The 14,112-nt window shown below is 38.4% G+C and carries 9 protein-coding genes and 1 other RNA gene; 2 read left to right on the top strand and 8 right to left on the bottom strand.

The window, feature by feature from the left end:
* Positions 1 to 11: 11 nt before the first annotated feature.
* From H0486_RS03635 to H0486_RS03625, 3 genes are all read right to left on the bottom strand, one after another.
* Positions 12 to 2,597 carry an Ig-like domain-containing protein gene (locus H0486_RS03635; RefSeq protein WP_228351691.1) on the bottom strand — a complete coding sequence of 862 codons (2,586 nt, stop codon included), beginning with the start codon at positions 2,595 to 2,597 and terminating at the stop codon, positions 12 to 14.
* 443 nt (positions 2,598 to 3,040) lie between these two features.
* Complete coding sequence (thrC, locus tag H0486_RS03630) at positions 3,041 to 4,531, bottom strand: threonine synthase (protein ID WP_228351690.1); 1,491 nt, start codon at positions 4,529 to 4,531, stop codon at positions 3,041 to 3,043.
* A 407-nt stretch (positions 4,532 to 4,938) separates the two neighbouring features.
* Positions 4,939 to 5,892, bottom strand: a complete 954-nt coding sequence (locus H0486_RS03625) for a cell wall hydrolase (protein ID WP_228351689.1) — start codon at positions 5,890 to 5,892, stop codon at positions 4,939 to 4,941.
* Positions 5,893 to 6,389: 497 nt separating this feature from the next.
* Here H0486_RS03625 and H0486_RS03620 point away from each other — a divergent pair, with 497 nt between their 5' ends.
* Positions 6,390 to 7,190 carry an AP2/ERF family transcription factor gene (locus H0486_RS03620; protein ID WP_228351688.1) on the top strand — a complete coding sequence of 267 codons (801 nt, stop codon included), beginning with the start codon at positions 6,390 to 6,392 and terminating at the stop codon, positions 7,188 to 7,190.
* 230 nt (positions 7,191 to 7,420) lie between these two features.
* On the opposite strand, the gene H0486_RS03615 is transcribed toward H0486_RS03620, so the two are convergent.
* Positions 7,421 to 8,512: a HAMP domain-containing sensor histidine kinase gene (locus tag H0486_RS03615; protein WP_228351687.1), complete on the bottom strand. Its 1,092-nt coding sequence runs from the start codon at positions 8,510 to 8,512 to the stop codon at positions 7,421 to 7,423.
* On the bottom strand, positions 8,502 to 9,203 hold the full coding sequence (locus H0486_RS03610) for a response regulator transcription factor (protein WP_228351686.1): 702 nt from the start codon (positions 9,201 to 9,203) through the stop codon (positions 8,502 to 8,504). Before H0486_RS03610 ends, H0486_RS03615 begins: the two co-directional genes overlap by 11 nt.
* Before the next feature lie 257 nt (positions 9,204 to 9,460).
* Here H0486_RS03610 and rnpB point away from each other — a divergent pair.
* Positions 9,461 to 9,842: RNase P RNA component class A (gene rnpB, locus H0486_RS03605), an RNA gene on the top strand.
* Between the two features lie 401 nt (positions 9,843 to 10,243).
* Here the strand turns inward: rnpB and H0486_RS03600 are convergent.
* The 3 genes from H0486_RS03600 to rpoD all read right to left on the bottom strand — a co-directional run bounded on the left by H0486_RS03600 (position 10,244) and on the right by rpoD (position 14,081).
* The gene (locus H0486_RS03600; protein WP_228351685.1) at positions 10,244 to 11,908 is read right to left on the bottom strand and encodes a nucleoside kinase; all 1,665 of its coding nucleotides are present in this window, start codon (positions 11,906 to 11,908) and stop codon (positions 10,244 to 10,246) included.
* Between the two features lie 45 nt (positions 11,909 to 11,953).
* Positions 11,954 to 12,670, bottom strand: a complete 717-nt coding sequence (locus H0486_RS03595) for a tRNA (adenine(22)-N(1))-methyltransferase (RefSeq protein WP_228351684.1) — start codon at positions 12,668 to 12,670, stop codon at positions 11,954 to 11,956.
* Between the two features lie 316 nt (positions 12,671 to 12,986).
* Positions 12,987 to 14,081 carry an RNA polymerase sigma factor RpoD gene (rpoD, locus tag H0486_RS03590; RefSeq protein ID WP_228351683.1) on the bottom strand — a complete coding sequence of 365 codons (1,095 nt, stop codon included), beginning with the start codon at positions 14,079 to 14,081 and terminating at the stop codon, positions 12,987 to 12,989.
* Between the last annotated feature and the right edge of the window lie 31 nt (positions 14,082 to 14,112).

Genomic DNA, 14,112 nt, shown 5'->3' with positions numbered 1-14,112 from the left:
ATAAGATTAAATTAGAACTGGAAATCTACTGGTAATGTAATGTAGTAGTTTGGTTTAAAAGTATGATATACTGCATATGTTGTGCCATCCTTAGCTTCCACTAATTCATAAACAACAATTTCTCTGACAAGTATCTTTCTAGCAGCATCTGGAGTAGTACAATCAACACTTACAATCTTTCTGTTTTTTTCGTCAACAAGCGTACTACCATTTACTTTAATAACAAACGACTTCTGCATTACATCAAAGAGACCAGCAGCACCTTCTGTCCAGAATGTATTAACTTTTTCAAGAGTAGGCGTAGCTTGAGTATCTTTTACGATAAATGTTGTTGTAGCAACTGTTCTACTCTTAGCATTCTCAATAACTTCAACTTTATATCTACCAGTCTTAGCCTTAACTAACTGAGTAGACGCACCAGATACAGTAGCTGCAACACCAGTAGTAGTAATCAACTGATAATCATCCTCATTATCCGCATCATTTAAGAGGTTAGATGCATTTAACGTAATTTTCTTGTTGTCAGGATCATAAAGATTTACAGTGTAACCATTATCATAAAGAGCAATCTCCTCAACCTTAACATCATTTGATGCAATACCAAATACTCTGATATCAACATTTTCTTCAATATGGTCGTCTTTGATCTTAACATCTGGTGTATCAGTTGCTTTACCATTAATTTCAACAACATATCTATCTATAGCATCACTACTTGGAGCAACAACATTAACGGAAATGGTTTTTGCAACTTCACTCTTATCATTAGCACTAATTTTAAATGTATATGTGCCCTTAGGTGCATTATTATCTTCAAATCTTACGTAGTCTGAACCCTCAGATTTAGTAGGCTGAACATTTGCTTTTGATAAAGAATCAACAGTAAAGTTATTATTCTTCCAGTCATCGCCGTATTGGTCTTTAATTTTAACCGTTACTTTCTTCCAATCTGTAAATTTAATAGAATTAGAAAGTGTAATATATGTTTGATCTACATCAATTCTTGCTACAAATCTCTTAGGATTTACTGTAAGTTCGAAGCTGCCAACATAAGCATCATTGTACTCTACAGTGATAGTTACTTTTCCTTCTTTTAAAGGATATAAGAAACCAGCATTATCAACGAATAAGATGGAAGAGTTGGATGACTTAAACTTAAACTTATCAGCATCATCTGCTTTGGAGCTTTCAGTATCATTGTCATCAACTTTCTTAATCTTTACAAATACTCTCTTAGAATCTTCAAGTGCTAAGAATTGTTTAGCATTATCATAGTCAGGCTTATCAGCTGTACCAACGATAGTCCAAGCTAAAAGAGATTTTCCAAGATCCTTTGTCTTATCAACGCAGGTAATAACCTTAGTATCTTCATAAACAGTTTCTACACCTGATTTATCATATTCATAGGTGTGGAATTTAGCTTTGATTGTTGTAGTATCATTAAGTTTGTACATATAAACCTTGCCATCATTTACTGATACTAAATCATTGGAGCTTTCAAGTGTAACTCTTAAATTTAAGTTAGCAACATCATTAGGCTTATTGATTGCTACACCATCTGCATTAAGCAAATCATACTTAACTTCTGTAGCTTCATAGATAGTAGCCTCTGTTGTTGTGATCTTAATACCCTTAACATCTTCAAGTTTAGTTGTTGCAGCAACGAATTCTTTCTCGCCTAAGTCAGTATATTCAACAACATACTTATAAGCAGGTGTAAATTCGTCTGTCATCTGTACAGTAAATTCTTTCTTATCTGTACCATCAACTTCTTTAACTTCTTTGATTAACTGCTCTTTAACCTTAACGTCGCCAACCATGTAGTATACTGTAGTATTCTTCTTTACATCGTCAGCTGTCATAGCAGTATCAAAAGTCATCTTGAATGTTGCAAGGTTAGTCTGCTTAACTTCTGTTAAGGAAGCAGCAACTTTAACTGTGTATTCTGCAGTTGCAGTTACATACTTCTCATATTTAGCATTGTCTGATAACCAGCTATTGTATTTAGCTTTGGACTGGAATGCTCTAGCAGTAATTTTATACTCGCCAGCCTTAGTAGCTACGAATACACCACTATCGCTGATGGTTGCACCATCGCTAGGTGTTACAGTCCATCTGGTGATACCAGAAGTCTTCTTAGAAGAACCAGAAACAGTTACATAAGATCTGTTGAAATCGTTCTCCTTACCAACTGCAAGTTTATCACCGTCAGGTGTGTTGGTAATCTTTAAAGATGCAATGTTATCTCTTACGATAACGGTAGCGCTAAGCTTAGCCTGTTGCTTACCAGCTTTGTCTGTAATAACAACAGTGATCTTAGTTTTACCAACGCCAGTAGCCTCTACTAAACCGTTCTTAGAATTAACGGTAGCTACCTTCTTGTCTGCGGAAGTCCATTTATACTTCCAGCCGTCCTTCTTGTTAGCAATGTTGAAGTCAAACTCATCGTAGCCGTCTTTATCAAGATGTAAATACTTCTTGGTAGCATTAAGCTTCGGCTTTGCAGCTGCAAGTGCTGCGCCAGCAGGAGCGATCATAGAGATAATCATCGCTAATGCCAGTACGAAGGATAACTTCTTAAAGAAATTCTTCTTCATATTCTTACTTCCTCCTTAAAATATATGGTTTGGTGTTATATCTGCGCACTCCTTACTACCTTCTACAAAGTATGTAAACCCCGTAAAACATAGAAAAAGTAACGCCACAATATAATCGTCCAACAACAAGTAGATTATAACAATAAAGGAAAAAAAGGTCAAGTCTTTTTATCCTATAACTATTGGATTTTTTACCAGACTGACTAACTCCCTGAAACATTGTAAATCCTTATGTTGGGGATTATATTCTTAGTCAAAATGCTCTAGGGGCACTCCCCCCATTCCTTACATTCACTATTCCGTTCCTTTCTCTCAGCTGATGTAGAATAGGATGTGACTTCATCTGCCGGATCAGTTGCGGAACAGCTCATGCCGTATTGCTTTGACTATGTGTATAATATGCACCCTGACTGTGTCAATTTTATGTCATACATTTGTCACAATTAGATTATTTTTAATATTTCCTTAACAACTCTTTGCATTTCAGCAGTTTCACACACTCTCTTGTGTACCACCGGAGCAGTGCGAATCTCTTCTACCGCATTTGGAATTACTGTCTTAGATACTTGTTTCAGAATAAGAGCTTGCTCATAATCATCTTCAGGTACATTCTCCGTATGCAGTGCTTCCAATACACTCTTCGAGAATTTGTAAGGACTTGCGGTTGATACAATCACAGATTTCGTCTGGTCCTTTGTGTTTATCACATAGTCATGATATACACTGGCAGCCACTGCAGTATGAGTATCAATGACATAACCACTTTCCTTGAATTCTCTGTCAATTGCAGCACGCGTCTCCTCTGCAGAAGCCCAGCCTCCCAGGAAGCCCTTCAGATTCAATTTCATACTATCTGTAATATCATAGACACCCTGAGTTGTTAATGCCTTCATTAACTGAGCTGTTTTATCCGAATCACCATCTGCGATATGGTAAATAAGACGCTCCAGATTACTGGATACCAGAATATCCATAGAAGGAGATTCGGTTAAAACGAATGGTCTGTTCTTATCATAACGACCCGTCTGGAAGAAATCAAAAAGCACTTTATTTTCATTAGAAGCACAGATTAACTGATTTACCGGCACTCCAATTTGCTTTGCATAATATGCGGCAAGAATATTGCCAAAATTACCGGTAGGTACAATAAAATTGATTTTTTCGCCTGGTTCGATCTGTTTCTTCTTATATAATGTCGCATATGTGTACACATAATAAACAATTTGAGGTACCAGTCGTCCAATGTTAATCGAATTAGCAGAGGAGAACAGATATCCCGATTGTTTCAGCCGGTCTGCCAGCTCTTTGTCATTGAACATGAGCTTCACTCCGGTCTGGGCATCATCAAAGTTTCCTTTGATACCGACAACATAGGTATTATCACCCTTCTGTGTAACCATTTGCTTTTCTTGTACACTGCTGACACCGTCTTTGGGATAGAACACGATAATTTTTGTACCCGGTACATCTGCGAAGCCGGCAAGTGCAGCTTTTCCGGTGTCTCCTGAAGTAGCTGTAAGAATGACAATATCCTCTTTTACATTATTCTTCTTCGCTGCTTTTGTTAACAAATGTGGCAAAATTGATAAGGCCATATCTTTAAATGCAATGGTTGATCCATGGAACAATTCCAGATAATAAGCCTCACTTCCTTTTTTAAGAGGTGCTATCTCAGGAGTATCAAATTTACTGTCATATGCTTTATTGATACAATCCTTCAGTTCTTCCTCCGTATAATCCGTCAAAAAAAGCTTCATCACCTCATAAGCGATCTCACGGTAGTCCATACCGGATAATTCTTCCATGGATTTGGTGAGAACCGGCATGCTCTCTGGAACAAATAAACCGCCATCTGGTGATAAGCCCTGCAACACAGCTTGAGATGCTGTTACCCTGTTTTTTGAGTCTCTTGTGCTCCTGTACATCAGGTTCATTGTTTCAATCCCCTTTACTAATTTTTACTTGGTTGTATGTTATGGTTATTCTCATTGTATAAGATATTGAAGGAGTCTCCTATACAAAATAACCGAAGTGCAGTCATACGTTAAGATGCCTGCCTCTAACGCAAGTTTCATGTATTATAACATGACTGTAAATCGGATACAATATTTTTATAATAGAACTTTATCGTCACCACACAAAAGTCAAATAAAAAACCGGTACGCTGTTCGGGCATATGTTTCAAAAAAGGAGTATTTGAGCTCGTCGGTACTTTGACTCTGTTCTTTAGAGCCTTATGTACTGCTACGTAGCTCAACTAAGCGAGAGTGTCTCCTTTTTTGAAATATATGCCCGCACAATGTACCGGTTTTTCACTTACCAGTTGTGTGGTGACGATTTACTATTTGTAGAACTCATGTCCACCATGCTGGAACAACCAGTCCAGATGGCTATCGAACCATTTTGCGTTACCAGACTTTGTCCTCTTTCTGGCTATAAAATAAAGGGCTCCTTCTGAATGGTCCTCACCCTTTAAGGCTCTTTCCACTGCTTTTTTTGTCTCCTTAGATATTTTAACTGACCAATATCTCTTGTCCTTAATCGGAGAAAACTGATACTCACCATTGGATTTTTGAAAGATTACCTCTTCAATGGTGTTAGGAAATTCTTCGTCCTCAATACGGTTGAATATCACGTTGGCAACCAGTATTTTACCGATGATGTCTTCACCAGAAGCCTCCGCTTCCACTATTCGCTGGAGCATCTCAATTTCCTGATCCGATACCGTCATGATGTATTCGTCTGCCATAGTCTCAGCTGACGCTTCATCCTTCTTGTTCTTGTCTGACTTCTTGTCCTTCTTGCTCTTTTTGTCCAGCAATACCTTTTCCGCCGCCTGATCCATAAGGATATCATATTCAGCACCACTCATAGCGTTACCTAAGAGCCATATGGTATCCTGATTCTCAGGTTGAAAATCATTGACAGCAGCTTCAGATGTCGTACTAATCTGAATAGATTTCTTAGGTGTATCCATTCCTTGTGGCTGGATACTACCCTGAGTATCTGCACTGTTATCCTGGCCAGCTGCTATTCCATAGGGATTAACAAGCTGTACCTGCTGTAAATTAGCCTTCATTATTTGTCCTACCACTACTTCATTATTCGTGGCTTCGTTTGTTTCTTCTTCAGTAACCATGTTAATGCCTGCGGCTGCGGAATTGATATTATAAAATACATCAGATCCAAGAACCAGCATTACAAAGGACAGAATATATGCAATCGCAACCATAAAGATGCCATGATGGTTTTCATGCATTTTTCTCTTTTGAAGAAACGAATTTATTATAGACATAAACCTTTCCTCTTTTCTTATATTTTCCATCATAAGTAATTTGCGTTTCCATTTTCTGGTATAATTGGTAACGCTATCATGCATTATATTCAACCAAATTTTTCATGTCAATAACTAGACCCTATTTTCGTTATTTGCCATGATAATCGATTACCTTCATTTTCCATCAACTGTTAATTATGCTAATCTTTCATCGCATATACGAATTCAATTTATATATTTTTCACAAGATAATTTTAACAATTTGTTAACTATTTATTAAATATTTTACTTACACTCTCTCAATTTTATGCATTTTTCTACTACGCTAGTACGGAATTCATTGAAAATAGGGCCGTTCTACATATATGGAATTTAATATTTCGTTAACATTTTATATGTCGGTCCGAAATAGTTCCCTGGCTACGCTGAGATTTTGTCGCTTCTTGCGATTCAGGCTGTAATCAGCTATAATTAAGCTAATTGGTAATCGATTACAAAGTGGAGGTGATACCTCATTGTTACCGGGAGTATATTCAGCAACGAAGAAGGACGGTAGTAATTATTACAGAGCGTCCATTACGTATCACGGGAAGCATATCAGTCTCGGGAGTTATATTACTGAAGCTCAGGCAAACCAGGCATATTTACTGGCCTCAGAAATACTAACACTCCCTTCTGAATGGGGTATTGAGGATTATCCCCCTTCCTGTATCCTAAGCTTCCACAAATGGGTCGTTCTTATTAACTTTAGAGATAACAACATTTACTTTAAAAATCCCATTTATATTAAGAAGCGTTACTTCTTATATTATATTGATCCTGATTACTGTCTGAAGTTCGATGCTGAGGATCTGTTTTATTATGCCCATCATAAGATTCTAAAGCGGGGCGGTCACCTCTTTGTATCGGATTACGGAATGCAGGTTAATATTCTTTCCCGTTATGGAATTAAGAATTATGCTGTACTAGGAAGGGACTATGAGTTTGTCAATGGTGATCCCTATGACTTCCGGTATCATAACGTCAATATTATCAATCATTTTCATGGTGTAATAAGAAAGCAGCATAAAGGCAAGCCTCTATACATTGCTAAAATACATCTGAATGGAGATTATCTGATAGGTCGTTATTCAACAGAAGCAGAAGCTGCGATCGCATATAACAAAGCTTCACTTATATTAAAAAACAAAGGAATTCACAAGAATTTTCCGCAGAATTTTATAGATGGAATGGACGAGATTACTTATGCTTCTTTATTTCAGAAGCTTCGTATATCGAAAAGAGTATTAGAATATAGAGAAAATTGTAAATGTTAACATTTTTTTAATTTTAAAAAAAAGACTACCTTTATTTGAATTATGTGGTATAATATCAATATATTTTTTCTTCTTCCGTTTTCATAGTTTCGCAAATTGAAGCCATCGGAAATTCTAACAGGCATCTATCCTACATTCGAAATGTATCGGCCTGATTGTAGAATTATCGATGGTTCAATTTGTTTATGGCATATTCAGCCTGGTCTGTACAGTAATAATCTTAGTTCTCTTTAGTTCTCTAATGCAGGAAATGATTTTAGTCGTACCGTGAAGGTAGTCTCCTTCTCATCACTTCTCGCAACAATTTTACCACCATGCATTTCAACAATACTTGCTGCAATGGCCAGACCAAGACCACTTCCTCCTGTTTCACGGGACCTGGAGCTCTCAACCCGGTAGAAGCGCTGGAATATTCGTTCTAAATCCTCTTGCGGTATCATTCCTCCATAATTGGTTATCTCAATGATTACACCATCTTCTGACTTTTTCAGCTCAATTAATATGTTTTTCCCTTCTTTACCATATTTAATTGCATTACTAATGAGATTTGCAAAGGCTCTTGCAAGTAAATCTCCGTCAGCAGTGATTATCGCCGAACTGCTCTCCGTCTTAAACGCATATTCCAACTGATTTTCTGCAAAGCTGGGATAGAACTCATCAATCAGCTGGTTCATAAGCTTTACCATATCTACTTCTCTATAGGAAGCCTTAACCTCTCCAAAATTAAACTTTGTGAAGGTAAACAAATCCTCAATCAGCTTTTCCAGACGTTTTGACTTGTTATATACAATTCCTATGTACTTCATCTGTGTATCATGGGATAACTCCTTAGAGGATACCAGATCTAAATACCCGATAATCGAGGTCAGCGGTGTGCGTAAATCATGGGCAATACTGGTTATCAGCTCATTTTTGGCAATTTCACTTTTACGTTCATTCTCCATAATTCTTTTGATGTCATCCGCCATTTGATTTAGCTTGTCAGCAATTAGCGCAAACTCATCCCCATTACGAATATCAATCCGATTATCAAAGTTACCATGGGATATCTCACTAATCCCCTCAGAAATCTTTTTAATGTAATTGATAAATTTCTTACTGAGCAGAAGAAAATAGACAACAAATAGAAGAAGCCCCATTCCCGCCATTACGATGGTTGCTAAGACAGCAGTGGCTCCTGACAGCTGTTGAAGGTTCATATGGAAAATAATATAAATACCAACATAGATCATAGCTAAGGACAACAGTGTATATAATAAGCTAAGCAGACTGTATAGCACAATCTCAAAGCGAAAGCTTTTTAATATACTATTATTCTTCAATTTTATATCCAACTCCCCACACTGTCTTTATTATCTGTGCATTTCTTGAATCCATTTCAATCTTTTCTCGTATCCGTCGGATATGCACCATGACGGTATTATTTGCTTCATACATTTTTTCATTCCATACCCGTTCAAAGATGTCATCCGTTGAGAATACACGTCCTACATTGCTTGCCAAAAGATACAATATATCAAATTCTATTGGTGTTAGTTTCACATCTTTACCATATGCATTGACGCGATGATTTTCCTTGTTGATAATAAGATGATCAAGGACAATTTCCTTATCCTGCTTCTCGTCATGAGAGCTTGGATTAAACTTGGTATATCTACGGAGCTGTGACTTTACTCTAGCGGTCAATTCCAAAGGATTGAACGGTTTAATGACATAATCGTCTGCTCCGGTTCCAAGCCCGATTATTTTATCCAGATCAGTGGACTTAGCGCTGAGCATAATAATGGGAATGGTACTCTTCTCCCTGATTTTCTTACACATCGTAAGACCGTCCATTCCAGGCATCATAATGTCCAGAATCACAAGCTTAATATCCTCATTGTCTAATATCTGTAATCCCTCCCGGGCGCAATTCGCCTTATGGACCTGATATCCCTCACTTACCAAATGAATTTCTACCAGATCAGCAATATCCGTATCATCATCTACAACTAAAATTCCGACCTGTTCCATCCATAATCCCTCCTAGTACTCATATATATAATGTAACCTCTCCATTGGTATAAATCTCTTTCAGTGATTCTTTATCCTAATACATTTCATCTTTTCTTATCTTAACATATCAATAACAGGAAATCTTTAAATTTTTCTTAATATCAAGAAATTCCCCATGATACAAAGGAGTACATCCTAATAGTACTGCAACACATTTGACTTATTCCACTAATTTTCATTTACTTTTATTCTTGCCCATGGTAGAATACAACCTGTGAGTAGCACAGATGGTCGCGCCTTTTATGAGGTGAGGAAAGTCCGGGCTTCACAGGGCAGGGTGCCGGATAACGTCCGGTGGAGGCGACTCCAAGGCTAGTGCAACAGAAATAAACCGCCAAATCATATCTGACCTGTCAGATATGATCTTTGGTAAGGATGGAAAGGTGGCTTAAGAGACCACCGCTTTGTTGGTAACAACAGAGGCAGATGTAAACCCCACCCGAAGCAAGACCGAACATAAAGCGATACGGTTGCCCGCCGTGCTTTAGGGTAGGTCGCGTAGTATTTGCGAAAGCGGATACTTGAGCCACATGGTAACATGTGGTCAAGATAGATGACCATTCAAGACAGAACCCGGCTTATCGTGCTGCTCATACAACCATTATTGCAAAAATTAATAATCGGAGAAACTCGCTCCACGAGTATCTCCGTTTTTATCTTATACAAGTTCACTCTATCAAATCATCTCTTCGCTAATACGCACTTGATAGCACATCACCTTCTAATTCGCACTTGATAGCACATCACCTTCTAATTCGCACTTAACAGCGCGTACGCGCTAATAAAAAGAACGGCTGTTGCATAAAATATGCAGGGCATATAACTTACCATAATGCACTGTCGGAAGAACTTATTGCTGTGTTTTGTATGTCTCATGCGAGTATTTATATTCGCATGAGACATACAAAATCAGTAATATGTACTTCCGTCTGTGTGTGAGGTAAGTTATATGCCCTGCTGATAAATTTTTGCAACAGCCTCTTCTTTTTATTCCAATCTCATACTTTGAAGCAGCTTCCGCCAACAAATTCCTTCAATATGGAGTTCTTCGGAACCGCTTCGCTTGGTGCACCGATAAAGTAGTCTAGGAATTTGAGTAGTCTCTTTGCTTCCACGTACTCTTCACAATTCCGGTCAATACCAAACAAGATCGGTTCTGCATATTGCTTTAATACAGCGAGTTCATAGATTAATGCGGAGTTGAACATAACATCGGCATCCTCCTGGAATGGGAAGATATTCTCCTCCTCTCCCCTTCGTACAGATGGCCACATCCGGATGGTTGCTTGCGCTGAAGCGCCTCTGGTTCGTGCATCTCGTACCATACGGCGTATGAGTCGCCCATCCGTAGTTGATATTCTATTATGCTCGTCAATATTCAGTGAGGTCAAGGCACTGATATATATCTTAAACTTACTTTCCCTTGGCAGGGAATAGGAAAGGGCATCATTTAATCCGTGAATTCCTTCAATTACCAGAATATCCTCCGGTCCTAGCTTTAGGAAGTTCCCTTTATACTCTCTTTTACCTGATACAAAGTTGAAATAAGGAATCTCTACTGTTTTTCCATTTAATAAATCCGTCATATCCTTATTGAACTGCTCAAGATCAATCGCTTGGAGACTTTCAAAATTATAATTACCCTTCTCATCCTTGGGAGTATTTTCCCGATCCACAAAGTAATTATCCACTGCAATCGGATGGGGCTTCAACCCATGTGCTTTTAACTGGATACTCAGCCGATAGGAAAAAGTGGTCTTACCAGAGGAGGAGGGACCGGCTATCATGATAAATTTCTTGCCACCAGCCTTTTTTATGGTTTCCGCTATATCACTGATCTTCTTCTCCTGAAGTGCCTCCTGTACCAAGATCAACTCATTCATCTTCCCACTGGCATTGGCATCGTTTAAAGCTCCCACATTGGGTATATCCATCATTTTAACCCATTGGTTTGCTTCCTTAAGTGTTTCATACAGCTTAACCTGTGGCACAAACTTGTCCACCACTGTAGGCGTTTTCTTGTTGGGTAGAATTAACATAAACCCATCATCATATTGCATAAGATCAAAGTATTTCAGCATGCCGGAGCTAGGTGGCATATATCCATAGTAATAATCCTCAAATCCATCCAGACTATATATATTCGCTTTGGATACTCGACGGTAACGGAACAGCTTTTCCTTATCGTACATCCCGTATTGACGGAATAGCTCGATGGCATCATCCGTTCCGACACTCCTTTTAACAAAAGGAATATCCCGTTCAATCAATTCCTTCATTCTATTCTTGACTGCCTGGATGCGCTCCTTTGTTAAGGGAACCTTTCCTACATAATCACAAAATAGTCCATTTCCGATGGTATATTCAACAGATACCTTTTCTATGTTCACAGAGCCAAATTCTGCATAGAAAGCTTTTAACATAACCAATATGATTCCTCGTACATAGGTTTTATGTCCGGCATCATCTCCTATGGTGACAAAACTGATCTTACAATCTTTACTTACATATTTAAATAATTCCCTAAGCTTATTATTCACAAAAGCAAGAATAATCTGATCGCTATAATCCTTCTGAAAATCCTTACTAATCTCAAGCAGGGATATGTTCTTCGGATATTCATACACAGAACCATTAATCTCAACCTTCATATTTGTATTCATACGCATTTCCTTTCATTTTTTATCATGGTATAGGTAATTGCAAAACTAATACCTATAATACCCAAGTCCTTTCTTAATCAGATCCAGCTTATCCTTTATTTCTTGTTTTCGTTGATCCGCATTCTCCGTTGTTTCTTTGGAAAGTGTTGATACTATGTTCTCTGAAAGCTCCTTCTCCCATTCTAAATACTCGACCAATACAGAATTTCTCTGCTCCAATAGCTGACGGCCATAATAATAATGTTCATCTTCTGTAAGTACATAGGGGCATTCATCTTCGATCAGAACCTTTGGCACCGCCCTCATCATAACATAATATTTACCGTCTTCTTTAAGCATATTTTCCTTCACGATGAGAAATCCCATATCCTGTAGTGTCCTGCGAACCAGATGAATTTCTGACTGTGGCTGTAGTACCAATTCCCGAATACTTGCTGTTACCTTCGGATAATCCGACAGAATCTGCAGGGTCAGTCTTCCGCCCATTCCTGCAATGAGAACGGTATCTGCTTCTCCTGGCTCCAGCTTTTCCAGACCATTGGATTTACGAACATCGATATAAGCCTTTTGTCCATATCGAATGATATTTTCCCTCGCTCTGTCAATGGGTCCCTGATTCACATCCATGGCAATTACGTAGGGTGATATTCCCTGTTCCACCAGAAAAATGGAGGTATAGGCATGGTCACATCCCACATCCGCTACGCGGTTTCCCGGTGTAACGAGCTTTGTAACTGCCAGCAAACGATCTGAAAGTTGCATATTGTGAGTCCTTTTCTTAATCAAATTTATAGTAAAACAAATCTTTATAGCGTGATAAAATTCTTTATTATATCAAACTTCTACAACTATAGCACTTATAAAATTCTATCATATAATGACATTCTAAACGAAACACCGTATTAATATGTTAACATAGGTATGTAATATTTTCCATAATAAATTAATGCTATGTGCAGGCTTATCAGCAGAATAATAATTCCATAATCCATTCAAAAAAGAAAGGACTTGCTCCCGACTATCTTAGTAACGGAACCCTGTCCTTCTTTTTATAATTCTTATTACTTACCCAGGTGAATTACTCCAGATAATCCCTCAGCTTTCTGCTACGGCTGGGATGTCTTAGCTTACGCAATGCCTTAGCTTCGATCTGACGGATACGTTCTCTCGTAACATTGAATTCCTTACCTACCTCTTCCAATGTACGTGCCCTGCCATCATCCAGACCGAAACGAAGACGAAGTACCTTTTGCTCTCGTTCGGTCAGAGTTCCAAGTACTTCCACCAGCTGCTCCTTCAGTAAGGTAAATGCAGCGGCATCTGCCGGAACCGGAACATTGTCATCCTGTATAAAATCGCCTAAGTGGCTGTCTTCCTCTTCACCAATGGGTGTTTCCAGGGATACCGGTTCCTGAGATATCTTTTGAATTTCTCTGACACGGTCAACGGACATATTCATAACCTCGGAAATCTCCTCTGGAGATGGTTCTCTGCCTAACTCCTGTAATAATTGTCTTTGAACACGGGTTAATTTATTAATTGTCTCGACCATATGAACCGGAATACGGATGGTTCTCGCCTGATCCGCAATTGCTCTGGTAATTGCTTGTCTGATCCACCAGGTTGCATAAGTACTGAATTTATAACCCTTGCGATAATCAAACTTCTCCACGGCCTTAATCAAACCAAGGTTACCTTCCTGAATCAAATCCAAGAACAACATGCCTCGTCCAACATAACGCTTAGCTATGCTGACAACCAGACGCAGGTTTGCTTCTGCAAGACGTTTCTTCGCATAGTCATCACCGTCTTCCATCTTTCTTGCCAGCTCAATTTCCTCGTCCGCATTCAGAAGGGGAACCTTACCAATCTCCTTCAGATACATACGGACCGGATCATCAATATTAATACCCTCCGGAACTGATAGATCTATGGGCTCCATCTCTTCGTCATCATCCAGAATAATATCTTCCTCATCTTCTTCGGAAATACGAAGAACGTCTACATTATGCTTGTCCAGGAAATCGTAGATTTTTTCTATACGTTGAGCATCCAGCTCCATATCTGCGAAAAAATCATTTACCTCCTGAAATTCAAGCACATTTTTCTTCTTCTCGGCAAAAGCCAATAACTCCTTCAGTCTTTCCGTAAACTTTACTATATTTTCGTCCATAGATAATCCTTCCTTCTTAAACTCTTTTTAT

Origin of the sequence: Variimorphobacter saccharofermentans (assembly GCF_014174405.1) — a bacterium.
Classification (GTDB): Bacteria; Bacillota; Clostridia; order Lachnospirales; family Lachnospiraceae; genus Mobilitalea; species Mobilitalea saccharofermentans.
This window is presented reverse-complemented; position numbering and strand designations above follow the sequence as displayed.